Genomic DNA, 26188 nt, shown 5'->3' with positions numbered 1-26188 from the left:
ACCGTCTGTGATAGGAGTGCCTTTAGCATGGCATAAAAGCGCGCGGACGGAAGGGACGATCTGCACGTCCATGCGTTAGGGAGCGTCGGCCAGCGGCGACGGTCGCTGCTGGGGCAGGGGCAGGTCGTACACGGCATGCTCCATCAGACGGTCCAGCTGTTTGGCGAGCGCCACGCTGGCCTCCTCCATGAGTGCCAGCGAGGCGAGCTGACCGGTATGGTCGCCTTGGCGCGCATAGCGCAGGGCGTCCAAACCGCTCTCATGGAAGCAACGATGGGGAACGGCCAGGGCTCGGTAGGCATCGCTCTGCTTGTAGCGCTGGCTTTCACCCGTCAAGTACCAGCGGCCAAGGCTGCAGTGGTGGTGGTCGGTCAGCGGCTCCTCTTCCAAGGAGGCCGACAGCAGCTGGTGGTAGAGGCGGCTTTTCCACACGACATGCTCCAGTTTGGCCGCGTGCAAACAGGCGGTCGTGGTGCTGTGATGGATGACCTTGTACATATGGCGCGCTTGGTCGGTGAGCTGTTCGATCATCTGCTCGCCCTCGTGCGCGGCCTGAGCCAGCGCGTTGGCTGTCTCGCGCTGGTGGGCCAGGACGCGAGCATCCTCTTTGAGCATAGCGGCGGTTTGTTCGACCCAGCGATCCAACTGGTGACCTAGCTGCTGGGTGTGATCCGCTAGGTGTTGAATGTCGCTCACCACGGCGGACAAACCGCAGGGTTCGTCATGCACATGGGCCGCTTCCAGCGCCGTGCTCATGGCCAGCGCCCGGGTGTGTCCCGCCATGCGAGCCAACTCGACACTGAGGCCGCGCAGTTCATGCAAGGCTGTTTCGCTGGCCAGCGGCGCCGCATAATGGGTGTCCGCCTGCTGGTGTCGTTGGCCCTGCTGCTGCAAACGTTGAGCGACTTTCTCGGCATGATGTAGCCGCGTGAAAAGATCGGTGAGCGTTGCGCGCTCGCTGGCGAGCTGCTCGGCGTGATGTTCCGCGCCCGCATCGAGGGACATCAGCATGTCTGCGCCCTTGGCCTGGAGCATGCTGATCGACTCAAGAGGTGTCATCAAACTGATCGTGCGGTAGCCTCGTGCACTTTTCTCCAGGGCCAACTGAGCGTGCAGCTCAGCGACTTGCTGCTCCAGACGACGGATCGTTTGATAGGGATGCATAAAGGCAAACATGGCGGATACCTTCAGTGGTGATGCAGTTTGTGATGTTTTGTCACAAAGTATTGCAGAAGGTGTTCTTGCTTGCCTGGGAAGACTCCCCCTTGCTGATGAAAATCAACCCCTTGTCGTCATAAAACAGGAGCGCTGCCATACTCAGTGGCTGCGCTATTTCATCTGGGCCACGTGCATGGGCGTCGTTGTCTCGCAGCGTAAAAACGCAGACGTGGCTAACCACTCTTCATCGGGGTAGTAAGCAAAGACGTACTGGTTCTCTTTGAGGCTGTCGATCAGCGGATAGGTGATGTCTTCACGCACGGCCGGACAGCCGTGGCTGCGACCCAAGCGGCCCGTTTGGGCAATGAAGTCGTTACTGACGTAGTCGGCGCCATGAATCACGATCGCCCGCTCGAAGGCCAAGTCGTTGACCTGTGGCTCCAGGCCATCCAGACGCAGTGAATAGCCGTTGCGACCGTAGTAGCTATTCATGGTGCGGAAAAGACCGAGGCTGGATTGATGGCTGTCCGGTGTATTGGAAAAGGCGTTGGCTACCGCGTCGCCAGATCCCTGACCATGGGACACCAGCTCTTCGAAGAGCAACTGGTGCTGATGAAGGTCGAACACCCACATGCGGGGTTCCGTGGAGGGCAGCGAGTAGTCGATGACGGCCAAGCGCTCGGCGGAAGGGTCGGCACAGCTCAATGCCTGTGCCGCCAACCGAAGGGCTGCCGGTGTGGCGTCGGGGGCTAGCTGAAGTAACTGATGATGTAGAGGGGATACTCCCGCTGGCGGCGCGGCGGCCACTTGAGAGAAAAAGCTGGCGGCTTGAAGGGTGGAAGAAAACAACACGATGGGTAACGAAAACAGTACAGTGGTCATGCGTGAACGAAAAAGCATGGGGCGTTATCCTGCTAAAGAGGTCAAAAGCGCAATGAAGTCGACACACCACGAGTCAGCGTAAGCGGCTATGATGAAAAAAACGTGTATCAGAACGGGAACTGCTGATACGACGTTAAGCAAAAAGAGTGACGCCACATTACAACGCAGCATAGTAACGCAAGGAGAGGCGATGAACGACCACCAGCCACTAAGACGATGGGCGATAGGGGCAGCGCTCTGTCTGGCGCTGAGCTGCCCGGTAATGGCCACTGCCAATGAACCCACCAGCGCCGCATTGCAGCAAGCCCTCGCGCAGCAACTTCAGCGGCAAGAAGCATCGCTACCCATCGCGTCGTTCTATGAACTACGCGGCGGCCAGCCTGCCTGGCAAGAGCTGCAGCGCGTCGAATCCCTCGTCAGCGCGTTGAATACCCTGGTGGATGACGGGCTCACGCCCGACGACTACCAAGCCTCATCGCTGCTGGGCGATTTCCAGCAAAGTCAGCAATTAGACGAGCAGGCACAAGCACGCTTCGATGTGCGCGCCACCCGTTCGCTGCTGCTGGCGCTGGATCATTTATCGATTGGCAAAGTGGATCCTAGGCGCGTCGAGCCGAATTGGGACCTGCCCCGCCCAGCGCGGCGCTATGCGCTGCCGCGTGTCGTGCAGGCCGTCGACGGGGGAGAGGTGGAGCAGGCGCTGTCGCTGGCGCGGCCGGATACGGCAGCGTATGTCCAGCTTCGCAACGCGTTGGCGCACTATCGTCGCTTGGCCGAGCAGGGCAGCGTGCCCTATTTGCCTGGGCGTGACGAGTCGCTGCGCCCCGGCGATATCGATGATGACGTGCAAACGCTTCGCCAGCGCTTGACGCTGTGGGGAGAGCCCCACCTGCTGGCGGCGGATAGCAGCGCCTACCCGATGATTGGTGTACAGGCAGCGGGTGGTGACCGGCGCACCTTCGATAGGGAACTCGAACAGGCGGTCATGCGCTTTCAGCGACGCCACCAGCTGCAAGAGGATGGTGTGGTAGGCGAGCGCACGAGATTGGCGCTGAACATGCCCGTCTCCGCGCGGGTAGACCAACTGCGCATTAACCTCGAACGCGCCCGCTGGATTCGCCCCTCGCTAGATCGCACACCGAACGTATGGGTCGATATTGCAGGCTATCGTTTGCACTACACGCGCCCTAACGGGGAGCATTGGGATGCCCGTGTGGTCGTCGGATCGCCCAGTCGAGAAACGCCGATCATCCACTCTTCCATCAGCCATTTGACCGTCAACCCGAGCTGGACGATCCCGCCGACCATCATGCGTGAAGACGTGCTGCCAAGGGTGCGCCAAGATACGGCGTATCTCACGCGGCAGAATATTCAGGTCGTCAGCCTATCTGGGGAAACACTGGATGCCGACACGATCGATTGGCAGCGGCCGGGAGGGGTGATGCTTCGCCAGGTCGCGGGCAGTAGTAACCCTTTGGGGCGTGTCGTGGTACGTTTTCCGAACGACGACATGATTTACCTGCACGATACCCCAGCAAGAGGGCTTTTCCAGCGGGATCATCGGGCGTTGAGTTCGGGGTGTGTTCGGGTAGAAGGTGTGACGGAATTTGCCCAGCTTCTGTTGCAGGACAGCGGCAGCCGCTATCAGCTCAGCTCGCTGATCAATAGTGGCCGCAGCGATCAAAACGTGAATCTGCCTACCCGTATTCCGGTAGCGCTGCACTACCTGACCGCGTGGCCCAATCGCGAAGGCGATGTGGTGTTTAGAGAGGATATCTACCGCCGTGATGCGGCGCTGCTGGCAGCCCTCGAAACGGCCTAGTCGTTTTCTTGCCCTATAAAAAAGCCGCCCCGAGTGGGGCGGCTTTTTCGTCTAGCATGTGACGGGCTATTGAATGCTCTCGTCACTTTCAGCGTCACGCTGGTAGTTAGCCACGCTGATAGTGCCGGTCTCACCACTTTCCAGCGCCGCTAGCATCGGTTCGGCTTGGCGTTGGAACGCAACCAGCGTGTCGCCGCTAAGGCTGGTGTTCTCCGGCAGCTCGACCGTCATGGCATTGACCGGCGTGTTGTTCACGATGACTTCGTAGTGCAGGTGAGGGCCCGTGCTGCGGCCGGTATTACCGGACAGCGCGATACGCTCACCCATCGTGACGCGTTCGCCCTGGCTGACCAGCGGCTGGGATAAGTGCAGGTAGCGGGTGCGGTAGCCGTTGTCGTGGCGCACCACGATGTAACGACCGGCAGCATGATGGTTACCGACACGCTCTACCCGGCCGTTGGCAGGGGCAGTGATGGGAGTGCCAATGGGCATCGCAAAATCGGTGCCGTTGTGAGGGCTAACGCGACCGGTCACCGGGTGTAGACGACGGGGATTGAAATTGGAGCTGAGACGATAGCTGCCTTCGAAGGGGCGACGGGCAAAGGCCGGGTCGAGACTGCTGCCCTCCGGCGTGTAAAAATTATCGTCGTTGGCGTTACGCACGACGGTCAGATCCATGCGCTCGCCATCGTATTTCACGGCCAGTACGCGGGAGTCGAGGGTCTCACCATCGATCATGTCAGACTCCACCAAGACCTGAAACTGATCCCCCCGGCGGCTGTCGCGACGGAAGTCTAACTTCTTTTGCAAAATGCGCGTCAGCTCGGTGACAGAGCTGCTGCTCAAACCGGTGGCCTGGGCTGAGCGGGCAAAACTGCCCGTGACGCTGCCGGCATAAAGCCGCTGTACAGGTTCGCCCTGGCGCTCGATGGCAGTGATGGCGTAATGGTCGCTGTCACGCTCTAGCAAAACGCCTTCCCGGGTGTTCTTCATCATTCGCAGTGCCAGGAGGCGACCCGTTTCGTCCAACTGATAGTCGAAGCTGTGGCCCGCACGCCAGTGGGTCAGCATGCGAGGATCGGGCAGGTCGTCCAGCAGGGCGAGCACTTCGCTATACCCCAACCCCAACTCGTTTTGCGCCAACACGGCAAAGGTTTCGCCAGATTCGACGATGTGGGTTTCCCACTCGGGCACGAACGGCTCATCGGCCGCCAGTTCCAATTCGAGGAAAGAGACGTCGTCTTCGTACAGCTCAACCCCGTAATCTTCATAAGAAGTGGCATCAGCGATTTCGACGGAGTCGTCGACATTGAGCATGCCGCTTGTGATCGTTCCTAGCACGATGGCCATGTGTAGTGCGCCATCATCCAGCAGGCTGTCGTCCAGCGTGACCTGAGCGTGTGCGTCGCCTGGGGCGGCATCGCTCGCCATAGAGGCTTCGGCACTGGTGATCATGTCGAGATCGACGATCTCGGTGGCGGTGAGTTCACTCAGGGGGATATGTTCACGGGTTGCGTCGAGAGCGCGGGAAGCGCGGTCGATCGCTTCTGCGACTGGCGTGCGCTCTTGTCGAAGCGACGGTACGCCGGGGGCAGAATCGCTGGGAAGCGGAACGAGCACGCTCTCCAGCGGTGTTTGGGGTTGGTTCAGGTCGTGATAGGTAGTGATGAGTTTTTGTGCGCCCAGCACGGTGACCATCGTGGCCACGGGTAACAGTAATAATTTATGCGTGCGAGGCAGCGAATGGAGGATTCGCAACATGGGTAAATAGGCCGCCGAGTTCGTGAAATAAAAGTAACATGAAAGTAAGCAAACTCGGGAACCATACCCCAAGGAGAAGGGGGTGAATAGACTGTACATCCATACACAAAATATACTTCCGCTGAATAACGGAAATATAAAGGCAACTTATTCAGCCATGAACACCGTTTGCTAACAAAAGTAACCGAGAGGCGGCGGCCTGCTCAACGGGTTAAAACGGTGTCGTTACCTTTACCATAGACGTAAATTAAATCTTGTGAAAGATAAATATAACGTGCGTCTAATTAAAAGGGAGTTTTGCCAAGCTATCAGCGTGTAAGCCTTATCTCCGTACGTCCATAACCCGTGTTAATGATTCGACGCTGACACACTGAGTCCGCTCAATGGATGAGCAGTGTCATCAAGCCACGTCGCTCATATCAAAAAGGTAATTTTTTGTATTTTAATGTTTCTTTACGTTTTTATGCGGTTTGCAGAGTGTATTCCAGCGTGGCGATGCAACGAAATTCGATAACAGACAGGTACTCATCGTCTTTTCCTGGCATTCTAGGGATGTTTTTTCGAAGATGAAGCGGATTGTTTCGCTGTATAGCGTCGAGGAAATCGAAATGTCTCGGGTAACACTAGCGCAGTGGCAGATGCTGGCCGCCGTGGTGGATCATGGTGGCTTTGCACGAGCGGCAGAGGCGATCCATAAAAGCCCCTCCACGCTGAATCACGCGGTGCATAAATTGGAAGAGCAGTTGGGTATCCAGGTGCTCGAACCGGTGGGTCGGCAGGTGCGCCTCACCGAAGCAGGCGAGCTGCTGCTTCGCCGTGCGCGCCAGTTGATCGAAAGCGCGGCGTCTTTGGAAGACGTCGCTTCGCGCTTGGCAGCGGGGCTGGAAGCCGAAGTCGTGGTGGCGATCGACCAAATTTTTCCGGTGGCTGCTCAGGCGAAAGCGTTGGAGCGCTTTTCGGAAACCTATCCCCAGGTGCGCGTTCAGCTCCATGAAAGCGTGCTGAACGGGGGGACGGAAATGCTATACGACGGCCGCGCCGACCTAGTGGTCTCTGGTATCGAGGCCCAAGGATTTTTGGGCGAGCCACTGGTTAATGTGCGCTTCGTGGCGGTAGCGCATCCTCGTCACGCGCTGCATCAATTGGGGCGCTCGCTGGATTTGCGTGATCTTGCCCAGCATCGCCAACTGGTGGTGCGTGACTCGGCGCTGCGTCAATCCACCAACGCGGGCTGGCTAAAAGCCGAGCAGCGCTGGACGGTCGGTCACGTGGGAACGTCGCTGGATATGCTGCGGCGCGGCTTGGGGTTTGCCTGGGTTCCGGAAACGCGTATCGCCGACGAGCTGGCCAGCGGTGAGCTGAAGCCGCTGCCGCTCAGTGCTGGGGGCATTCGTGAAGTGCCCGTGCAGCTTATTTTTCGTGATCGTGATCGTGCGGGCCCGGCAGCCCATGCCATGGCCGCGGCTTTGAAGCGGGCAGTGAGAGAGGTGTGCGAGCAACGTTCGATTCCCTCGAATGAACGGCCGTAAAACATCCGCTTGAGCCTGACTCCGTCGGGGGTATGCTGAACGTCATACACCTCTATAACGTTCAATGCAGGAGACGCCCGATGGGACTGTTAGTCAACGGCGAGTGGGTCGATCAGTGGTACGACACCAAAAAGCACGGCGGGGAATTCGTTCGCGAATCCGCGCAGCTGCGCGACTGGGTGGGCAGCGATGAGACGTCTAAAGGCGAGAGCTATCCGGCTCAGGCCGATCGTTACCACCTTTACGTATCGCTCGCGTGCCCCTGGGCGCATCGGGCGCTGATCATGCGCAAACTGAAAGGGCTCGAGCCGCTGATCGGAGCATCCCATGTGAGCCCGCTGATGTTGGAAAACGGCTGGACCTACCATCAAGACGAAGGGTCGAGTGGCGACCCTATCAACCATGCTGACTATCACCATCAGCTCTACACCATGACCGACCCAACGTACACGGGCCGGGTCACGGTGCCGGTGTTGTGGGACAAGCAGCGCAGCGCCATCGTCAACAACGAATCCGCCGATTTGCTACGCATCTTCAACCGCGCTTTCGATGAGCTGACGGGCAATGATTTGGACTTCTATCCAGACGATTTGCGCAGCGTCATCGATGATGTGAACGATGACGTGTACGACCACATCAATAACGGCGTTTACAAATCGGGTTTTGCCACGGATCAGCAGGTCTATGAAAAGCACGTCACGGCCTTGTTCGATGCGCTAGAGCGCATGGAGACGCGGCTTGGGGAGCATCGCTATTTGGCGGGTGAGTGGCTGACCGAAGCGGATATTCGCCTTTTCACCACGCTGATTCGCTTCGACGCGGTCTACTTCGGTCACTTCAAGTGCAATTTCAAACGTATCGAAGATTATCCCAATCTCTCCAACTACGTACGCGAGCTATACCAATGGCCGGGCGTGGCCGATACGGTCAATATGGATCACATCAAACGCCACTACTATTACAGCCACGACACGATCAACCCGACGCGTATCGTGCCGGCGGGCCCATGGCTGGACTTCATGCGTCCTCACGACCGTGAACGTTTGCCGGGGCAGGGAATACGTCGGCACTCACGTCCCCAGTGATGCACATATTAAAAAGGGCCACCCGCTTGGGTGGCCCTTTTTTGATCGACTATACGCTACGGGGCGATGATGCCACTCTGCGCAAAGTGGCCCATCGCTAGCGTGTCACTCGTCGGCATCGACGGCGTCACGGGTCGTTTGCCAAGCGCTTTGGGCACCCTCTTTGGTGCTCTGCCAAGCGTCTTGCGCGTTGGCTTTGGTCTGCTCCCACCAGTCGCGATCATACGTGGGGAAGGATTCGACGTCCTCGGCCGTCGCATCTAGCATGATGCGGTGCTCGGTGTCTCCATCATCTTCGGTGTGCGTTTCCAGAGTGAACTGGTCAGCCTCGACCACGACTTCGCGTCCGCCCAGACCCAGCACATCGCCGCTTTCGATGACCAGTGCTGAAATACGCATCTCTTCATCGAAGAGAATATCGTCGACTTCACCGATCTCTTCCTCAGAGCCGTCGGCAAAGAACACTTCTGCATCAAGAATGTCGTCGGCCGAATACATGCCCTGGGGTTCCGTTTGCGCTTGGACGCCAAACGCCATGCCGCCGAATAGGGCAGTCGTAATTGCAGTCGTCAGAATCGATTTACGCATAGCTTCTCTCCATGTGGCTATCAAGAGGTAGCGTCATGCTACCTGTGAGTGAATTCGGTATGTGAATTCGTAGGGAAGGGACGTGGAAAGTGGAGGGGCTTAGAGCCCGTTCGCCCAGTCATCCGCACGGCGCTCGGCCTCTTCGCGCTCCAAACCATATTTCTGTTGGAGCTTACCAACGAGTTGGTCTTTCTTGCCGCCGATTTGCGTCAGTTCATCATCGGTCAGTTCGCCCCAGCTGGCGCGAGCTTTACCTTTCATTTCCGTCCATCTGCCTTCGATCTGATCCCAGTTCATGTGCATCACTCCTTGAAGTTCGTGAACGTCATCGGGCACCTTTCAGGTTAGACGACATAGTCACATGTGCAAGCCCCGGTATTGATATGGGTTAAATCAAAAAGACTGGTCAGAACCCATTGGCGGTGTTAGGATGCGCCCTCCTCGCATGTGTTGACCCCTCCATCACGACGATAAACGTTCTTCACTGACGCTGAGCCTGATGTGCCACGCCAGTCGAAACGTTTGCGGGAACATCTCATTCATTGCAGATGTTCATTGCTGTGAAGATGGCGCGCCTCCAACATTTCACCAAACGGGTGAAATCGGCGCAGAAGGTCGCCACAGCGGTTGGCCCGCAACGCGTTGTTGCCAACCGAATGCTAGGTGCGACCGGCGTCTCCGACTCCACTGATGACGATATCCGCTATGCGGAGCCTTGTTCTTTTGCTGCGCACCGTTACGCGCTGCATAAAACAGAGTCAGAGACGCTTACGATGTTTTTTGCCGGTTCAGCCGGCCTACCAAGGTGTGATTAATGACCTCGACTTCTGTCGCCTCGCCGAGCTTCGGCGATCTGGCTCTATTGCCTGCCGTTCTGTCTGCTGTTGAAGCACAGGGCTACGAAACTCCTTCGCCTATTCAGGCGCAGACGATTCCTGCGTTGCTGGAAGGCCGCGATATGCTGGGCCAAGCACAAACCGGCACCGGCAAAACCGCCGCCTTCGCACTGCCGCTGCTGTCGCGTCTCGACATGCAGCGTCGCGAGCCCCAAGTACTGGTACTCGCACCGACCCGCGAACTTGCTCAGCAGGTCGCCGTCTCTTTTAGTAAATATGGTCAGAATCTTCAGGGCTTGGAAGTCGCTACCCTGTGTGGCGGTCAAGAGTACCGTGAACAGCTAGGCGCGCTGAAGCGTGGCGCGCAAGTGGTCGTCGGCACGCCGGGCCGTGTGATCGATCACCTGGATCGTGGCAGCTTGAAGCTGGACGGCCTCTCGGCGCTGGTGCTCGACGAAGCCGACGAAATGCTGCGCATGGGCTTTATCGACGACGTCAAACGCGTGGTTGCCGATACCCCGAAAGATGCTCAGCGCGTGTTCTTCTCGGCCACATTGCCGACGGAAATCGAGCGCATCGTCAACCGTTATCTGGTCAACCCGGTGAAGGTCGCGATTGAATCGCGTACCACGACGGGCGAAAACATCGAACAGCGCATCGTGCGCGTGGACGGTGGTGCCAAGCTGGAAGCGTTGTCGCGTATTCTTGAAGTCGAGCCGGTCGATGCCGCGATCGTCTTCGTGCGTACCCGTGCGGCCTGTACCACGCTGGTCGAGCAGTTGACCGCTCGTGGCGTCAACGCTGCTGGCCTGTCCGGTGATCTGGATCAGAGCCTGCGCGAGCGCACCATTACCCGCTTGAAGCGTGGCAAAGTCGACGTACTGATCGCGACCGACGTAGCGGCCCGTGGCCTCGACGTTCCGCGTATCACCCACGTCATCAACTACGACCTGCCGCAGGATGCAGAAGCCTACACCCACCGTATCGGTCGTACCGGTCGTGCGGGCCGTAGCGGCATTGCGATCACTTTCGCGGGCTTCCGTGAAGGCCGCAAGGTGGGCTGGATGGAGCAGGCTACCGGTCAGAAAATGACCGAAATGCCGCTGCCTGACGAAGCCGCTATTCGCGCTCACCGTGACGACGTGTTCCATCACCGTGTAGTGGCGGCACTGACCAAAGGTGCTGAAGAGCAGCGCGCACTGGTCGAGCGTCTGGTGGAAGAGGGGCATGACGCCGTTGAGCTGGCCTGTGCGTTTGCCGCCATGGCCCGTGCCGACGAAGCGCCGATCGGTCGTCTTCAGGCACCGCGCAAAGAGCGTGCCCCGCGCGATGGCGCACCGGGCAAGCCGGGTGGTGCCCGTCGCGAGCGCTCCAGTGCGCCCAGCGAAGGCATGACCCGCTACCGCGTCTCCGTGGGCCATAAAGACGGCGTGAAGCCGGGCCAACTGGTCGGTGCGCTGGCGAACGAGGGCGGTATCGAAGGCGCGCGTATCGGCCGTATCGATATCCGTAATGCCTTCTCCGTGGTCGAGCTGCCCAGCGGTCTGCCTTCCACCATCCTGGCGAAAATGGCTCGTGCCCGTGTGGCCGGTCGCCCGCTGGAAATCAGCGAGGACCGTGCGCCGGAACGCGCACCGCGCCGTCGTCGTGACGATGGCGATGCGCCGGTTCGCCGTCGCGAACGTGCGTAACTCAGCGCTAGGCGCTGGATAGCGCCTGATCGGTGAGTTAACTCCCCCTATGCCACTGGCCCTGTGCCTGCTGGCGTAGGGGGATTTTTTTTGGCTACGCTAAACGTTCATTACCTCGATACAAGGAGCCTGCATGGACGCTGCGCTACACGAATGGAACCTGTCACCCAAACAGGCGATTGCCCTTCAGTCACAGCTCGCCCAACGGTTGGAGAGCCGTGATCGCCTCGACCCGGTAAGGTATATCGCGGGGGTGGATATTGGCTTTGAGGAAGGGGGGGCGGTAACGCGGGCGGCAGTGGTAGTGTTGACGTGGTCGCCCGAGGCGGCTCCTCAACTGCCAGTGGTCGAGCAGGTGGTGCATCGCGAACCTACCCGCATGCCCTATATTCCAGGATTGCTGTCGTTTCGTGAAATCCCCGCCGCCCTAGGGGCATTTGCCAAGCTTAAGACTCAGCCACAGCTGGTGATGGTCGATGGCCAAGGCATCGCTCACCCTCGGCGCTTGGGCGTAGCCGCGCACTTGGGGCTTTGGCTCGATTTGCCTACCATCGGTATCGCCAAGTCGCGCTTAACCGGCACGCATGCAGCGGTCGGAGACGCGCGAGGCGATTGGGTGCCGCTCCTGGCCGGGCAAGAGGTGATCGGTGCCGTGCTGCGCTCGCGGGCGAACGTCAAGCCGGTATTCGTCTCGCCGGGGCATCGGCTGTCGCTGGATACCTCCCTTGAGTGGGTGATGCGCTGCCTTGGGCGAACCAAGCTGCCCGAGCCGACCCGGCTGGCAGATCGGCTGGCGTCACGGCGAGATCAACAGAAGCGTTAAATAAAACTGATAAAACGCTGCAGCAGGCTGGTCGCTTCTGGCGTCTCGCTAATTTCACTGAGTAGCTGGTCTGGGTCCTCACCCTGGTCGCGCAGGGCAGCGCGTTGACGCTCGATGTAGGCACGCATGACGGGCGGTGAGAACTCCGGATGGAACTGCACGCTCCATTGGCGCGGCCCGTAGCGAAGCGCTTGGTGGGCGTCGTGGCAGTTGTGAGCCAGAATGGTGGCGCCATGGGGTAGCTGCATCACCGACTGGGCATGGGTAAGATGCGCGTCGAAATGCCCAGGTAGCTGACTAAAGAGGGGGTCCTTCAGGCCGGCTTGGGTCAAGCGCACCGTGCGCGTGCCCGATTCGCGCCCGGCGGGGTGGTAGTCGCTGACGCCACCAAAGGCCGCCGCCATGAGCTGATGACCATAGCATATGCCCAGCAGCGGCAGGTTATCGGCCAGCGCCTGCTGCAGCCACGGCTTGAGCGCCTCGCTCCAAGGGGGCTGCTCGCTCACCATGCTATGCGAACCGGTGATCACGGCACCGACGATGTCGTCCGGAGGTGTCGCCGTTAGCCGCGCATCCCACACCTTGAGCGTCACGCCCTCGGGAAGCGTCTCGTGTAACCGGTGAATGAACAGCTGCTCAAAATCACCGTGCTGGTCGACCACTTCAGGGAACGCATCCCCGGTTTTGATGATGACTAAAGAGGCCATGGCATTCTCGTTATCGTATCGCGGCGGTGGAAAGATAGCCGAATCAGGTCATTCCGCTGTAAGCTGAAACGTCTTGTTTGATGACCGTTTTACCATACATTAGGAGCTTGATATGCAACAGATTACACGTGCAGGCGCGCCGATGGACGTGGCGGGCACGCTGCCAGCCGTTGGTCAAACGGCCCCTGCCATGACGCTGACCAACAGCGACTTGGAAGACGTCACGCTGGCCACCTATCAGGGTAAGCGTAAGGTGCTGAACATCATCCCCAGCGTCGATACCCCGACCTGCGCGATGTCCACCCGGCGGTTCAACGAGCTGGCCTCCAAGTTGGACAACACCATCGTTCTCGTCGTATCCGCAGACCTGCCGTTCGCCGCGAAGCGCTTCTGCGGGGCCGAAGGGTTAGACGATGTCGAAACGCTCTCTACCTTCCGCCACCGCGAATTTCAGGAAGCCTGGGGGGTGGCGCTGTGCAATAGCGCCATGGAGGGACTGTGCGCGCGGGCCGTGGTCGTGCTGGATGCAAACAATCGTGTGCTGCACAGCGAGCTGGTGAGTGAGCTGAAAAACGAACCGGATTACGAGGCGGCGCTGGCGGTGCTCAACGCTTAATCCGGTCGCGCCCCCGTTGGGCAGCCGCCACCAGCGCGCTGATGAGGCGCTGCTGGGGGCGGTTGAAAATCAGCCACTCGGGGTGCCACTGCACGCCGATGAGAAAATCGTGGGCTTCTGATTCGATGCCCTGTACCAGCCCGTCGCGGTCACGAGCGACGATTTGAATGCCTTCCCCCGCCCGATTGACGGCTTGATGATGCAGGCTGTTCACCCGGCACCAGGTCACGCCCAGCAGTTGATACAGCTGGCTGCCGCCGACGATGTCGACCGTTTTGCGAGGTAGTACGGTACGCCGCCGTTTTAGCCCTTCATGGGTCGTGTAGATGTCGGGGTCCAGCGTGCCGCCCAAATGGACGTTGATCAGTTGCGCTCCGCGACAAATGCCCAGCACCGGCGTATTTTGCGGAATGAACCGGTTGAGCAGGCTCAGTTCCAGTTCGTCCCGGGCAGGGTCCAGGCGCACGTCGAGCTGGACTTCGCCGCCGTAAAGTTGCGCTTGAATATCGTCGCCACCGCCGATGATCAGCCCGTCCAGATGCTCGGGCATGGGGCGAGAGGGGGACAGGCGCAGCGGTTTACCGCCATGCCGCCAGACGGCAAACCAGTCAAAGCACCAGGCAAGCTGGCTTTTACGATCCGAGGTGGTGATTCCAATCAGCGGTCGAGGCATGCAGTGGGCGTCTCGTCTGTCTGTGAGAATAAGCGGGGGTTAGGCGTTGCCGAATGGCTTCAAGAGCGCGGCTTTCAAGCGTGCCCACCAGGGCTTGCTGTGCTCGGCGATGTACTCATCGCAGCGGGCGCGCAATACCTTGTCATCGGCGGCTAACTTCTCGACCTCCACCCAGCGATTCCACTCTACCACCGACCCCCAGCCTGGCTGGGAGAGCTGGGCATTGGGCAGGCGGTAGTGAAAGGTCGGGCGCGGCTTGGTGAGTTCGCCATGCAGCAGCTCGTGGGGGTGGTCGGGGCGCAAATGGGCAAACAGCGGCAGCAGGTCGAGCTCTCGGTTGCGGGTGGGGTTGTAGTGCAAGTAGTCGTCGATGAAGGTGTCCAAATCCGGCTGGTAGCGGGCGTCCAGGACTTGCAGGGCGTACTCTTTATGAAACGGGTTGGCGTGGGGCAGCACTTCGCGCGTGATGTCGACCTTGATCTCTTCGCGCAGCCAGCTAGCCAGCAGCAGATACGCCCGCATCATGGCCAGCAGGTAATCCACCTCCTGGCGCTCTACCTCGGGATTGAGGTGCAAGCCAAAGCCATAGAGCAGGCTGGCATCGGTGCCTTTGGCGCCTTTTTCCCGCAGCGTTTCGAAGAGCGTATCGAGGGTGTCCAGTTCATCCCAGGGAATGGGCGGACAGACGATCTCGGTGGGCACCAATCCGGTCACCATATCGCCGATCAGCTCGCGGGTTTTTTGGTGGAACTCGACCCGGCGCTGATGCTGCTGGCGCGCCCATTCGCTATCGCTTTCATGATGCTCTTCCAGCAGCGCTTTATCGGGGTGGGCATACTGGGTATCCAGTTCGATGCCGAACTCTCCCCACCGCGTGCCCTCCACTTGTAGCCGATGGGGGCTGACCACGTTAAGCTCCCCCCCAAACAGCGTGCGCACCAGTTCGGCCGTCTCGCGGGGCGGTAGGCCAGCGAACTCGATTTCGACACCGACACAGCGAGTCTGGCCATCTTTATTTACGCGTTTGGGTGGGGCTTGCAGCGTCATCTCGGTATCCTTGAGGTGAACGTTTGAAGGGCCAGCCTATCACAATCACGCGTTGAGGCTGAGCGTCATCAACGTGGTCAACGTCAATCACCGGTACCCGTGGCCGGTCTATGTCGGGAGTAACGTGTGCGACAGCACTGGATAACCAAGATCATCGTCGGCGTGGTGCTCAGCCTGCTGCTGAACGCGCCAGCGCTTGCGCAGGGTGTGTCTCTGCCGAATCTGACCGGTAACGATTCGTCGGAGCAGGCGGAGGTGAGCAACGAGGATTTTCAACGGTCGCTGAGCGACGTGATCTCGATGCTCGAAAACGAAGAGCAGCGCACCGCGCTGGTGGCATCGTTACGCGAGCTGCAGGTGAGTACCGATGCCGCAGAGGAGGATGGCGTCGTCCGCCAGGGCCTGCTGGGGGCGCTGGCCGACACGCTGACCGACATCGGCGAACAGGCCCAGGCGGGGGATTCTCCCATCGACGAGTGGTCTCGCCAGCTCGTGCAGGGGGCCGATGATTTACGCGCGTTGAACGATGACGCTGACCAGGGCGAAGCCATTCGCGCGGTGGCCGACGGTGCAGTGTTGGCCTTCGTTTGGAGCGTGCTGCTGGTAGTGATGATTGCCTTTGGCCGTTTGGTCGCCACGCGTCGTCACTGGCCGCTGGACCTTCCCCGCGACCCCAAAGCGTGGCTGCTGGCGGTGCACTTTTTGCGTCGCATGCTGCCGTGGACGTTGGCCTTTGCCATTACGCTTGGTATCGGGCAAATCCTCCCCTACAGCCCCGGTCGCGCCGTGGTGCTCGTGGTGGCTTACATCTGCCTGTGCGGCCGGGCACTCTCGGTGGTATTTGAGACCGTCATCGCCTTCTTCAGCCGTGGGCATCGCTTCCCGGCGGTGCAGGTGCTGCAACACAAAGCGCTGCGCGGTCTGTTTGTCATCGGCGCACTGATTGCCTTGGGCGATGCGGTGAACTCCACGCGGCTGGTCGAGCTGCTGGGGGCCGAACTCTCCAGCCTCGTGTCGGTGCTGGCCAACATGCTGGCTGCGCTCTTGTCGGCTCGCTTCATCTTCAAATTCCAGCGGCCGATTCGCCATCTGATTTGCAACCGGCCCTACAAGCAGCGCCGCGATGCCAGCACCGCCGTCGAGATGATTCGTGCCCTGGGCGGGCTTTGGCATATCCCCGCGCTATTAATGGTGGGCGGCTCGCTGCTGGCGATCTTCATTACCGTGGGCGATGTAGGCACGGCCCTGGCACGCTCCATCGTCTCTGCCAGTTTGCTGGTGTTGACGCTGGTGGTGACCGGCCTGCTGCGCCGTCAAGCGGAGCGGCTCAACAAACGCCGTCACCGTCGCCGCTTCAGCCAGTACCGCAAACGTTTGGAGCGCTTTGGTTTCGTACTGGCACACCTCTGTGCGTGGATGGTCTTTGCCGAGCTCTCCATGCAGGTGTGGGGTGGCTCGCTGTTTGGCCTGGGGCAGCAAGCCGTCGCGAGCGCCCGGATCGGGCAAGCGCTGGTGAGCCTGGGGGCGACGATCCTACTGGCTTGGCTGGTGTGGATCTTTGCCGATACGGCCATTCAGCGGGCGCTGACGTCGTCGGCTCGGTCGCGCGGCCGGCGGGTGAATCAGGCAAGGGCGCAGACCATCACGCCGATGATTCGCAACGTCATTTTCGTCGCCATTCTGATCATCGCGGCGATTGCGGGGCTAGCCAATCTCGGGGTGAACGTCACGCCGCTGCTGGCCGGTGCCGGTGTGATCGGTCTGGCCATCGGTTTTGGTGCGCAAACCCTGGTGCAGGATTTGATCACCGGTATTTTCATCCTCATCGAAGACTCGCTGGCGGTGGACGACTTCGTCCAGATTAACGGCCACATGGGCACGGTAGAAGGGTTGACGCTGCGCACCGTGCGGCTGAGAGACCTGGATGGCGTGGTGCATATCATCACCTTCAGTCGTATCGAGTCGATCCACAACATGTCACGCCAGTTCGGCATCGCGCTGATGCGTATTCGTATTCCTTACGACATGAAAATCGACGATGCGATTACTCTGATGCAGGAGACCGCCCAGGAGCTGCGTAAAGACCCGATGATGCGCCACTACATCTGGTCGCCGCTGGAGATGCAGGGCGTGCAGGGCTTTGAAGAGGGCTGCCCGATTTTGCGGATGCGTTTTCGCACCGCGCCGGAAATGCAGTGGGATGTCTCTCGTGCCTTCAATCTGTTGCTGAAGCAGCGCATGGAAGCACAAGAGATCGACCTGGGCGTGCCGCGTTTGAGTGTCAGCATGGAGGCGCGCTCCGAGTCGCGCATGGAAGACACCTCCGGTACCGATCTAAGCCTGGAGCGGGGTGAGGAGGGCGCTTCCTCCTCGGCAGACGAGGCGCATAAAAAGCAGGCGCCGCCGAAGCCCGCGCCGCGCCCCACTCAGGCGGAAATTCGCCAAGACGAGCGGGAGCGCCGCGGCGCGTCAACCCAGGCCAAGCCCCACGCTCAAGGCAAACCCCAGAGCGAGGCCTATGCCCGCCCCCACGGTGAAAACGGCGATGAGTAACCATGGCCCGCGCAGGCGGCGCCAGCGGTTGTAGAGTGACACCGCATGGCTGACGCGATCGACCAGCTCATCGTGGCGGGAGATCGCGTGATCCGGCGGCAGAGAGAAGTCGTTGGCCACGTCGCCCTGCCAATGGGCACCGTGGGTCAGACCCAAGCGAGCGCGCAGGCGGCCAATGTCGCTCAGCGTATGATGTAGCGTGTCGTAGGTTTCCCGGTGAGGCGGCACGGCGAGCACGGACGTGGCATCCTGGCGCAGTGCACTATTGGGGCAGCGGGCCACGGCACTCTTGATCTGCTGGTCGTTGGCATCCGGCGTCAGAGCGAGGCGTTGGTACAGGTCGCGCATAATCCAGGGAGTCTCTCTCCAAGCGTAACGATTAGTAGGTTTGCATCAGATAATCATAGGCATTTTTGATGCGTTGAAAACGCGCCGAGGCCAGCGCCACCTGATGCTCGCTCTCGGAGTAGAAACGATCCGGGTGATGGAGCTGGGCCATGCGACGATACGCGCGGCGCACATCGGTTTTGCTGGCGCCAGGGGTCAAGCCCAGCACGGCTAACGCGCGGGTAGTGTGATCGGGCGGCGGCGGGCTACTTCGCTGCTGGCGGCGTCGCGCCTCTTCCTGGCGCGCCTGCTCTTGACGCTGGCGCTCCTGGCGGGCTTGCTCGGCTTTGGCCTGGTCGGCGCTGGACTGCTCCGCTCGGGCCTTGGCGCGGCGAGCCTCCTCTTTTTGCTGCTTTTTTTCCTGCTGCTTCTGCTTCTTTTCTTGCTGTTTGTCGGTTTTGGAACGCTGTTGCTGCTCGGCCTTCTCTTGCGATTCTTTCTCGCGCTGAGCGGCGTCGGCCTCCTCCTGCGCTTTGTGGGCATAGTAGGCCGGGTCGTGCGTTTGCCAGTAGGCGTCGCGGCTGGGATCCTCCGGCGGGCGCAGCGGCTTGCCGGTCAGCTCTTGGAACAGGGTGCCCAGGGTCGTGGGCGTTACGTTTAACAAATCGGCTAAAAACCGCAGAATGTAATGATTGGCCAACGAAATATCGCCGTCGTCCGTCGCCACGGTAATCGCTTGGTGCATCACACTCAGGCTACGCTCTTTAGAGCACTCTTTGCGTACCACCTCGGCAGCCAGTTGGATGGCATGCAGATCTTGGCTGTGGGCAATGCTCATCACGGGCCCCAGTTCGTGCCCATGGCGAAACTGCGCCGTCACCTGGGCCAAGCGGCGGCGCCGCTGACCTTCCGAGACGTGCTGGCGGTGCACCAGCACCCACCCCAGCAGTAGCAGGGTAGCCGTATCCACTTGGCTGCGGCTTTTGAGCAGCAGCAGCTCAAAGGGTGAAAAACGGGCGATGGACATTCCCTAGCTCCAAGGCGAAGTAGTAAACCGTAGCCTCTGTATAGCAGACCACTATGGCGAATTAACCATGGTATATCATCGTGTTTGGCAATGAAGTAGGAGATTCGTGAGGTGATCAACGTTGAGCGTAAAAATAGCTTCCAGCTGCGCCTGTCGCGGCGATTGAAAGAGGAAACCTCGCATACGCTCGATGTCTACTTATTCGTGCCCAAAGAGCTTGGATTGAGCACCCACGTCATCTCCGAAGAAGCATTTTACCATGGCGCGATCAGCGTCTCGCGAACCTACTACAGCGACGAGTACCACCTGCCGCTGGTGCACAGTCGGCTCGCCAGCCGCAATCAGCTAGGCAGCGACTCTTACCGCTTGAGCCTTAGCCTTTACGCCTACCAATACGTGGGAGCACTGGAGCGGACCACGCAAACGCTGCTCTCCGACGCCCGCAAGCTGCGTCGTGAACCGAGCGATGACCCCGCCGCCTGGCAAGAGAAAGCCGACTCGCTGAGCGAGCAGCTCGCCGAGATGAGCGATCTGAGTGACGGTATTCTCAAACGCCTGCGGCGCAACCCACCCAGCGACGAACGGCTCTACAAGTACTTTGCCAATATCGATAACTACCTCTCTTGGTTCACGGAGCAGCAGCTATTGGCACTCGTTGCCCACATGCCGAGGGGAGGGGCGTTCAGCGAGATCAAGCGGCGCTTCATTACCATTTGCCAGCGCGAAGGGGAGTACCGAGAGGCCCAGGAGTATAACGCCGAGCGGGTGGTGGACGACCCGACCCGCATGTCGAATAAAATGCGTCTGCTACGGCGGCTCATCGAACACCCCATCACCCTCAAGCAGCGAGCCCTGGAGCTGGGCAGCGGCGAACAAAAGGCAGTGAAAGCCCTGGCCACGGCAGTGGTGATGGCCTTCGTCTCGCTGGGCGTACTGCAACTGCGCAGCGCCTTGGGCGATATCACCGCACTATTCGTATTGGCCATGGCGCTGCTCTATGCGCTGCGGGAGGTGTTCAAAGACGACCTGCGTAATACGCTATGGCGTTGGCTGCGCCGTGGCCGCCCCAAATGGCGCCGCCAGTACATCGACCCCACCCGTAACGCCCTGGTGGGGCGACAGCTTGAGTGGTTCGACTACAAACGCTACGCCGCGCTGGATCGTGACATTCAACAGATGCGACGGCGCACCGTCGCCCAGCGGGACGAAGTGGTGATGCACTACCGCTCCAGCTCGCACATGTCGCCCACCCGTTTTCTCAGCGGTTACGAACACACCCGCGAAACGCTGCATATCGACCTCTCGATGCTGACCCGCCTAATGAGCAAAGAGAAGCACCACATCTACCGTTTAAAAGAGGGCCAAGCGGTGCGGGAAAGCGTCGAGCGCCGCCATCTTTTTAATCTAGTGGTGCGCGAAACCGGCAGTGAAGATTCTCCCTACCTTGCCCGTTGGAAAGTCGCGGTGAGCCGCTCGGGCATCGTGGATGTCGAGCGGGTGGCCGAAAACCGCGATGACTAATCGCTTCTTGTGTCGTTGAATGCGACTAAAAGCTAATAAGTAAACGTTTACTCTAATCACGTAAACGTTTACTTTTTTGCCCAGGCGCCGGTCGAAACGGCTGGTGAAGTGATACACGAACACGCTTGGGAGAGAGCGATGACACTACGAGTCACCGTGTGGGGCGAAAACGTCCACGAGCAAACCAACGAGGTGGTAGCACGCATTTACCCAACCGGCATGCACCAGTGCATCGCCGATGGGTTGAATGAGTCAGAGGCGCTGTCCGCCACCGCCGTCACGCTGCAAGACCCTGAGCAAGGTCTTAGCGAGGAGACGCTGGAGAATACCGACGTGCTGCTGTGGTGGGGCCATGCCGCTCACGGCGACGTGCTGGAAGAGACCGTTGATCGGGTGCAAAAACGCGTGCTGCAGGGCATGGGCTTGATCGTGCTGCACTCCGGCCACTACTCCAAAATCTTCAAACGGCTGATGGGTACCACCTGCTCGCTGAAATGGCGGGAAGCCGGCGAGCGTGAGCGCCTTTGGGTCGTCAATCCTGGACACCCCATCGTGCAAGGTCTTGGGGATTATCTGGAGCTGCCCCATACCGAAATGTACGGCGAGCCCTTCGCGGTGCCGAATCCGGATGAGGTGATTTTCATCAGCGCCTTCGAGGGTGGCGAAGTATTCCGCTCCGGCCTGACCTACAAGCGTGGCAACGGCAAGATTTTCTACTTCCGCCCCGGCCATGAAACCTACCCGATCTACTACGACGAGCAGGTGAAACGGGTGCTCAAAAATGCCGTTGTCTGGGCACAGCCGGAAGGCTCCCGTTGGATCGATAGCTGCCCCAACGTGCCCGCCGACCAGGCGCCCAACCCGGTCGAGATCAAAGGTGAAAGCTTGCACAAACCCGGCGAGGAGGGCTTCAAATGATCCGTATCGCAATTATTGGCGCAGGCAGCATGGCAGGCGAACACGCCAAGCACTATGGCCGCATCGAAGGCGTTGAGGTCGTGGCGGTTTGCGATCGCGACTATCCCAAAGCCCAGGCGTTTGCCGAGCGCCACGGCATTGCCGATGTGTATCAAGACCTGGACGCCATGTTGGCTCGGGACGATATCCACGCGGTGAGCAACGTGACTCCGGATGGCGTGCACAAGGTCACGTCGCTGGCCGCCATTGCGGCGGGCAAACATATCCTGTGCGAAAAGCCCCTGGCTACCAACGCCGAGGATGCCCATGAGATGGCTGCCGCCGCCCAGGCCGCCAACGTCATCAACATGGTCAACTTGAGCTACCGAGACGCCCCTGCCATTCAGCATGCCCGCGCGCTCGTCACCGGCGGCGCCATTGGCACCGTGCGCCATGTGGACGCCAGTTACCGCCAAAGCTGGCTGGTCAGCAACGCCTGGGGCCGCTGGGATCAGGAGAGCCAATGGCTATGGCGGCTCTCGGAAGCCCACGGCAGCAAAGGCGTACTGGGGGATGTGGGTGTACACATCGTCGATTTCGCCAGCTTCCCAGTGGGGGACATCACCCGCGTCAACTGCGAACTCACCTGCTTCGATAAAGCGCCGGATAACCGCATTGGTGACTACGTGCTGGACGCCAACGACACCGCGCTGATGCGCGTACGCTTTGCCAACGGTGCCATGGGCACCATCCAGGCGACCCGCTGGGCTACTGGCCACCACAACTCGTTAACGCTGAGCGTTCACGGTGATAAAGGCGCCATCCGCGTGGATCTGGATGCCTCCAAAGACGAGGTACAGGTGTGCCTGAACGACGATGTGCATCCTGCCCGCTGGAGCACGGTCAAGGCGCCGCCCACGCCCAGCATTTATCAGCGCTTCATCGAGAGCATTCGCACGGGGGAGAACGACCAGCCCGATTTTGCTCGCGGTGCGGCCATTCAAACCGTGCTGGACGCCTGCTTTGTGTCCAGTCTGGAAGATCGCAGCATGGCGATTGCCTGCTAACGAGCACGTTGCAACACGCATCTTTAAACGTACGACACCCAATAACAAAATGAGGACGCGACGATGCGCCAACCACTGAAAACACCGCTGCTACTGCTGACCCTGCTGCCCATGGCGCTGCCTGCCATGGCCGCCGAAATTACCGTTGCCTGCGGCGACGGTGGGGCGGCGGATTTCTGCCCCGAGCTCTCCCAGCGCTGGGCCGAGGCCAACGGCCATCAGGTCAATATCGTCACCACGCCTGCATCGGCCACCGAAAAACTGTCGCTCTACCAACAGCTGTTGGGCAGCCAATCCCAGGATGTCGACGTGCTGATGGTGGATATCGTCTGGCCAGGCCTGCTGGCCGAGCATCTGGTGGATTTGAACGATTATCTGCCGGAAGGTGCAGCAGAAGGCTTTATCCCCTCGCTGATGGAGAACAACACCGTGCAGGGCAAGCTGGTCGCGTTGCCCTGGTTTACCGATGCTGGGCTGCTCTACTACCGTCACGACCTGCTCGAACAGTACGACGCCGAGGTGCCAACTACCTGGCAAGCGATGACCGACACCGCCCGACGCATTCAAAACGCCGAGCGGGAAGCGGGTAACGAGCGCATGCATGGTTTCGTCTTTCAAGGGCGCGCTTACGAAGGGCTGACCACCAACGCGCTGGAGTGGGTGGCGAGCTACGGCGGCGGTACGTTCGTGGATGCCGAGGGGCAGGTCACGGTGAACAATCCCCAGGCGGTGGAAGCGCTGGCGTTAGCGGCTTCTTGGGTGGGGGATATCAGTCCAGAAGGTGTGCGTAACTACATGGAAGAGCAGGCTCGCGGCGTTTTCCAGGCGGGCAACGCGGTGTTCATGCGTAACTGGCCCTACGTGTGGTCGCTGGGCCAAGCGGACGGCACGCCGATTCAGAACAAATTCAGCGTGGCGCCGCTGCCCAGCGGGCCAGAGGGCGAGTCCGTCGCGACGCTGGGCGGCTGGAATTGGGCGGTGTCCCGCTATTCGGATGAGCCGCAGGCCGCCGCTGACCTGGTGGCTTATCTCACCGCTGAAGCGCAGCAAAAAGCCCACGCCATCGAGTTTGGCCGCAACCCCACGCGCCCAGCGCTGTACGAAGACGACGAGGTACTGGCCGCGCATCCGTTCATTGGCGAACTGTATGAAACGGTGATGAACGGTGTACCGCGTCCGGCCAGCGTCACCGGCGATGCCTACCCGCGAGTCTCCAACGCGATCTTCAACCGCGTGCACGATGCGCTGTCCGGCAGCGTCACGCCGGAGCAGGCGGTGCAGCAGTTGGATAGCGAGCTGGCGCGACTGGGACGGCGTGGCTGGTAGCGCGAGCGGCGTTAGCGTCCGTGCATTCAGCGCTTTTCGGCCCCGCTTTTTGTACAATCAGGGCCCGACTGGCTGAGGCATGGCATGAAACAGAACAAACCGAGCGCACAAACCGCCACCATTCGTGAAATTGCCCGGCGTGCCGAGGTCTCGATTGCCTCGGTAAGCCGGGCGCTGAACGGCAAGCCAGGGATCAGCGACGCGCTGCGCGACAAAATCCTCACCATCAGCCGTGAAGTGGCCTATCAGCCCAGCGCAGCGGCCCGGCAGCTCATCAGCGGCAAAGCCGCTGTCGTAGGAATCTCCCTTGGGCGGCAGGATATCGAACTGCGCCCTTACTATATTCTGCTCTATCAACACCTGACCGTCGCGCTGCACCAGCAGGGCATGGTGCCGATCTTTTTCCACCACGACCAAACCCATGAGCTGCCCGAACGGGCGGGCGCCGCGATTTTGTTAGGGGAAACCGGGGAGGACGAGCGCCCAAGCGTACTGCGTGCGGCAGGCATACCGTTCGTGCGCATTGGCAATGCGGGGGAGGGCTTTTCGGTGGCCCCGGACGATGTCTCCGGGCTCTACCAGATCACTCAGCATCTGATCGAACAAGGGCGAACGCGGATTGCCTTCGTGGGCGGGGAGTTAGACGTGCCGCGCCCCCACAGCCGCCTTTCCGGCTATCAACAAGCGATGGCCGAGGCGGGGCTGAGCGAGCAGCTGCTGAACCTGCCTCATCGGTTTACCTCCGACTCCCTGACCAGCTACCGCCATCTCAATCGCTTTCTCAATCAGGAAGGCGCTGAGCAGCTACCGTTCGATGCGCTGGTCTGCGCCACCGACGAGCTGGCACTCGGCTGTGTCGCCGCGCTGGAAGATCGCGATATTCGTGTGCCCGAAGACGTGGCCGTTACCGGCTTTGACGACCTGCCTACACTAGCCACCGGATTAACGACGGTGCGCCAAGATATTGCAGCCATTGCGGCGATGAGTGTCGAGCTATTGAGCGAAGCGCTGGCGGGAAAAGCGCCCCGGCACGTGTCGCTGCCGGTGGCGCTGGTGCTGCGAGAAACCTCTTAACGCCCTGGCAGCTGCTCCGGGCCGAAGGCATCGGGCAGCAGGCTGTCCATGGTGTAGGTTTTTAGCACGTCACCCTGCTTGGAGAGCACCATGATTTGCGTGCTGGGGGTGGCGAACTCGCGAATGCGCTGGCGGCAGTCGCCGCAGGGCGTGCAGAGATGCTCGCCAGGGCCCATCACGTACACCTTGGCAAGCTCGCGCTGGCCAGCGGTAATCATGGCAGAAATGGCCGAGGCTTCGGCGCATAGCCCTTTGTAGTGGGCCACTTCCACGTTACTACCGGCAAACTGCTGACCATCTGGGCACTCCATGACGGCAGCGACCGGGTGGTTGGAGTAGGGCGCGTAGGCGTTGCCCAGGGTGGTCAACAGCGTGTCTACCAGGGCCTGATCCGCACGGCTCATGACGTTATCCTCTCAGTGGGCGCTTGTTCCCAAGCGGTTAAGCGTTGGCAGCGTCGTCGCGCAGAACGGTGTCGAGCGCAATCACCATCATGTCATTGAAGGTGGTTTGACGGTCGGCGCTGGAGAGCGAGTCGCCTTTCAGAATGTGGTCAGACACGGTGCAGATGGTCAGTGCGCGGGCACCGAACTCGGCAGCTACGCCGTACAGGCCAGCGGCTTCCATCTCGACGCCGACGATGCCGTAGCGCTTCATCAGCTCGGCCATGTCGGTTTGCGGGTTGTAGAACAGGTCCGCTGAGAAGATGTTGCCGACTTTGACCGGCACGTTCTGCGCTTTGGCGGCCGCAACGGCGTGGCTGGTCAGCTCGAAATCGGCGATGGCAGCGAAGTCGTGGTCGTTGAAGCGCATGCGGTTCACTTTGGAGTCGGTGCAGGCGCCCATGCCAATTACCACGTCGCGCACGTTGACATCGTCGCGTACCGCGCCGCAGGAGCCGACGCGAATGATCGACTTGACGCCGTAATCGGTAATCAGCTCTTTGGCGTAAATGGAGACGGAAGGAATACCCATACCGTGGCCCATTACGGAAATCTCGCGGCCTTTATAAGTGCCGGTATAGCCGAACATATTGCGCACGTCGTTCACTTGGCGCACGTTCTCAAGGTACGTATCAGCGATGTACTTGGCGCGCAGCGGGTCGCCGGGCATCAGTACGGTATCGGCGAAATCGCCCTTCTCGGCATTGATATGTGGGGTAGCCATGGAAAACTCCT

25 protein-coding genes are annotated in these 26188 nt (G+C 60.2%); 13 read left to right on the top strand and 12 right to left on the bottom strand.

What is annotated here, in order from left to right:
- Positions 1–75: 75 nt before the first annotated feature.
- Both QIT27_RS01915 and QIT27_RS01910 read right to left on the bottom strand, forming a co-directional pair.
- Entirely contained in the window at positions 76–1176 is a 1101-nt protein-coding gene (locus tag QIT27_RS01915; protein WP_285262718.1) for a CZB domain-containing protein, read from the bottom strand.
- 153 nt (positions 1177–1329) lie between these two features.
- Positions 1330–2058, bottom strand: coding sequence for a murein L,D-transpeptidase catalytic domain family protein (locus QIT27_RS01910; RefSeq protein WP_159341369.1), 729 nt, complete (start codon positions 2056–2058; stop codon positions 1330–1332).
- 172 nt (positions 2059–2230) lie between these two features.
- On the opposite strand from QIT27_RS01910, the gene QIT27_RS01905 reads away from it, so the two are divergent.
- Complete coding sequence (locus tag QIT27_RS01905; RefSeq protein WP_285262717.1) at positions 2231–3862, top strand: L,D-transpeptidase family protein; 1632 nt, start codon at positions 2231–2233, stop codon at positions 3860–3862.
- A 66-nt stretch (positions 3863–3928) separates the two neighbouring features.
- Here the strand turns inward: QIT27_RS01905 and QIT27_RS01900 are convergent, their stop codons facing one another.
- Positions 3929–5623 carry a peptidoglycan DD-metalloendopeptidase family protein gene (locus tag QIT27_RS01900; protein WP_159341371.1) on the bottom strand — a complete coding sequence of 565 codons (1695 nt, stop codon included), beginning with the start codon at positions 5621–5623 and terminating at the stop codon, positions 3929–3931.
- Positions 5624–6231: 608 nt separating this feature from the next.
- Here QIT27_RS01900 and QIT27_RS01895 point away from each other — a divergent pair.
- Both QIT27_RS01895 and QIT27_RS01890 read left to right on the top strand, forming a co-directional pair.
- Positions 6232–7152 (top strand): LysR family transcriptional regulator, encoded by a 921-nt coding sequence (locus QIT27_RS01895; RefSeq protein WP_159343712.1) that lies wholly within the window; start codon positions 6232–6234, stop codon positions 7150–7152.
- 80 nt (positions 7153–7232) lie between these two features.
- Positions 7233–8237, top strand: coding sequence for a glutathione S-transferase family protein (locus QIT27_RS01890; RefSeq protein WP_285262716.1), 1005 nt, complete (start codon positions 7233–7235; stop codon positions 8235–8237).
- Positions 8238–8342: 105 nt separating this feature from the next.
- On the opposite strand, the gene QIT27_RS01885 is transcribed toward QIT27_RS01890, so the two are convergent.
- On the bottom strand, positions 8343–8825 hold the full coding sequence (locus QIT27_RS01885; protein ID WP_159341373.1) for a PRC-barrel domain-containing protein: 483 nt from the start codon (positions 8823–8825) through the stop codon (positions 8343–8345).
- A 99-nt stretch (positions 8826–8924) separates the two neighbouring features.
- Entirely contained in the window at positions 8925–9122 is a 198-nt protein-coding gene (locus QIT27_RS01880) for a CsbD family protein (RefSeq protein ID WP_253016862.1), read from the bottom strand.
- A gap of 245 nt (positions 9123–9367) precedes the next feature.
- On the opposite strand from QIT27_RS01880, the gene QIT27_RS01875 reads away from it, so the two are divergent.
- The 3 genes from QIT27_RS01875 to nfi all read left to right on the top strand — a co-directional run bounded on the left by QIT27_RS01875 (position 9368) and on the right by nfi (position 12175).
- Positions 9368–9640 carry a hypothetical protein gene (locus QIT27_RS01875; RefSeq protein WP_285262715.1) on the top strand — a complete coding sequence of 91 codons (273 nt, stop codon included), beginning with the start codon at positions 9368–9370 and terminating at the stop codon, positions 9638–9640.
- Positions 9640–11352 (top strand): DEAD/DEAH box helicase, encoded by a 1713-nt coding sequence (locus QIT27_RS01870; protein ID WP_159341375.1) that lies wholly within the window; start codon positions 9640–9642, stop codon positions 11350–11352. The genes QIT27_RS01875 and QIT27_RS01870 overlap by 1 nt, the downstream gene beginning before the upstream one ends.
- 133 nt (positions 11353–11485) lie before the next feature.
- On the top strand, positions 11486–12175 hold the full coding sequence (nfi, locus tag QIT27_RS01865; protein ID WP_159341376.1) for a deoxyribonuclease V: 690 nt from the start codon (positions 11486–11488) through the stop codon (positions 12173–12175).
- Here nfi and QIT27_RS01860 read toward each other — a convergent pair.
- Entirely contained in the window at positions 12172–12882 is a 711-nt protein-coding gene (locus tag QIT27_RS01860) for a glutamine amidotransferase (RefSeq protein ID WP_285262714.1), read from the bottom strand. The genes nfi and QIT27_RS01860 overlap by 4 nt on opposite strands.
- A gap of 112 nt (positions 12883–12994) precedes the next feature.
- On the opposite strand from QIT27_RS01860, the gene tpx reads away from it, so the two are divergent.
- Positions 12995–13498 carry a thiol peroxidase gene (gene tpx / locus QIT27_RS01855; protein ID WP_285262713.1) on the top strand — a complete coding sequence of 168 codons (504 nt, stop codon included), beginning with the start codon at positions 12995–12997 and terminating at the stop codon, positions 13496–13498.
- On the opposite strand, the gene QIT27_RS01850 is transcribed toward tpx, so the two are convergent.
- Both QIT27_RS01850 and QIT27_RS01845 read right to left on the bottom strand, forming a co-directional pair.
- Positions 13488–14171 (bottom strand): gamma-glutamyl-gamma-aminobutyrate hydrolase family protein, encoded by a 684-nt coding sequence (locus tag QIT27_RS01850; RefSeq protein WP_253016866.1) that lies wholly within the window; start codon positions 14169–14171, stop codon positions 13488–13490. The two genes, tpx and QIT27_RS01850, sit on opposite strands and share 11 nt — an antisense overlap.
- 39 nt (positions 14172–14210) lie before the next feature.
- Positions 14211–15218: an amidoligase family protein gene (locus QIT27_RS01845; RefSeq protein ID WP_285262712.1), complete on the bottom strand. Its 1008-nt coding sequence runs from the start codon at positions 15216–15218 to the stop codon at positions 14211–14213.
- A gap of 126 nt (positions 15219–15344) precedes the next feature.
- On the opposite strand from QIT27_RS01845, the gene QIT27_RS01840 reads away from it, so the two are divergent.
- A complete protein-coding gene (locus QIT27_RS01840) occupies positions 15345–17771 on the top strand; it encodes a mechanosensitive ion channel family protein (protein ID WP_285262711.1) in 2427 nt (808 codons plus the stop codon).
- Here the strand turns inward: QIT27_RS01840 and QIT27_RS01835 are convergent.
- Together QIT27_RS01835 and QIT27_RS01830 are read right to left on the bottom strand one after the other, a co-directional pair.
- Positions 17688–18119: a hypothetical protein gene (locus QIT27_RS01835; protein ID WP_159341382.1), complete on the bottom strand. Its 432-nt coding sequence runs from the start codon at positions 18117–18119 to the stop codon at positions 17688–17690. The two genes, QIT27_RS01840 and QIT27_RS01835, sit on opposite strands and share 84 nt — an antisense overlap.
- Before the next feature lie 31 nt (positions 18120–18150).
- A complete protein-coding gene (locus tag QIT27_RS01830; protein ID WP_285262710.1) occupies positions 18151–19125 on the bottom strand; it encodes a DnaJ domain-containing protein in 975 nt (324 codons plus the stop codon).
- Positions 19126–19236: 111 nt separating this feature from the next.
- On the opposite strand from QIT27_RS01830, the gene QIT27_RS01825 reads away from it, so the two are divergent.
- The 5 genes from QIT27_RS01825 (at position 19237) to QIT27_RS01805 (ending at position 25010) form a co-directional block, all read left to right on the top strand.
- Positions 19237–20646 carry a hypothetical protein gene (locus tag QIT27_RS01825; protein WP_285262709.1) on the top strand — a complete coding sequence of 470 codons (1410 nt, stop codon included), beginning with the start codon at positions 19237–19239 and terminating at the stop codon, positions 20644–20646.
- A gap of 138 nt (positions 20647–20784) precedes the next feature.
- Positions 20785–21564, top strand: coding sequence for a ThuA domain-containing protein (locus tag QIT27_RS01820; RefSeq protein WP_159341385.1), 780 nt, complete (start codon positions 20785–20787; stop codon positions 21562–21564).
- Positions 21561–22610, top strand: a complete 1050-nt coding sequence (locus QIT27_RS01815) for a Gfo/Idh/MocA family protein (RefSeq protein WP_285262708.1) — start codon at positions 21561–21563, stop codon at positions 22608–22610. The genes QIT27_RS01820 and QIT27_RS01815 overlap by 4 nt, the downstream gene beginning before the upstream one ends.
- A gap of 63 nt (positions 22611–22673) precedes the next feature.
- A complete protein-coding gene (locus QIT27_RS01810) occupies positions 22674–23936 on the top strand; it encodes an ABC transporter substrate-binding protein (RefSeq protein ID WP_285262707.1) in 1263 nt (420 codons plus the stop codon).
- Positions 23937–24020: 84 nt separating this feature from the next.
- Positions 24021–25010, top strand: coding sequence for a LacI family DNA-binding transcriptional regulator (locus QIT27_RS01805; RefSeq protein ID WP_159341388.1), 990 nt, complete (start codon positions 24021–24023; stop codon positions 25008–25010).
- Here the strand turns inward: QIT27_RS01805 and cdd are convergent.
- Both cdd and deoD read right to left on the bottom strand, forming a co-directional pair.
- Positions 25007–25414: a cytidine deaminase gene (gene cdd / locus QIT27_RS01800; protein WP_285262706.1), complete on the bottom strand. Its 408-nt coding sequence runs from the start codon at positions 25412–25414 to the stop codon at positions 25007–25009. The two genes, QIT27_RS01805 and cdd, sit on opposite strands and share 4 nt — an antisense overlap.
- 37 nt (positions 25415–25451) lie before the next feature.
- A complete protein-coding gene (gene deoD / locus QIT27_RS01795; protein ID WP_159341390.1) occupies positions 25452–26177 on the bottom strand; it encodes a purine-nucleoside phosphorylase in 726 nt (241 codons plus the stop codon).
- Positions 26178–26188 lie beyond the last annotated feature (11 nt).

The organism is Halomonas sp. LC1, assembly GCF_030247125.1.
GTDB lineage: Bacteria > Pseudomonadota > Gammaproteobacteria > Pseudomonadales > Halomonadaceae > Vreelandella.
Note: the sequence above shows the minus strand (reverse complement) of the source record. Positions and strands in the feature narration are given on the sequence as shown.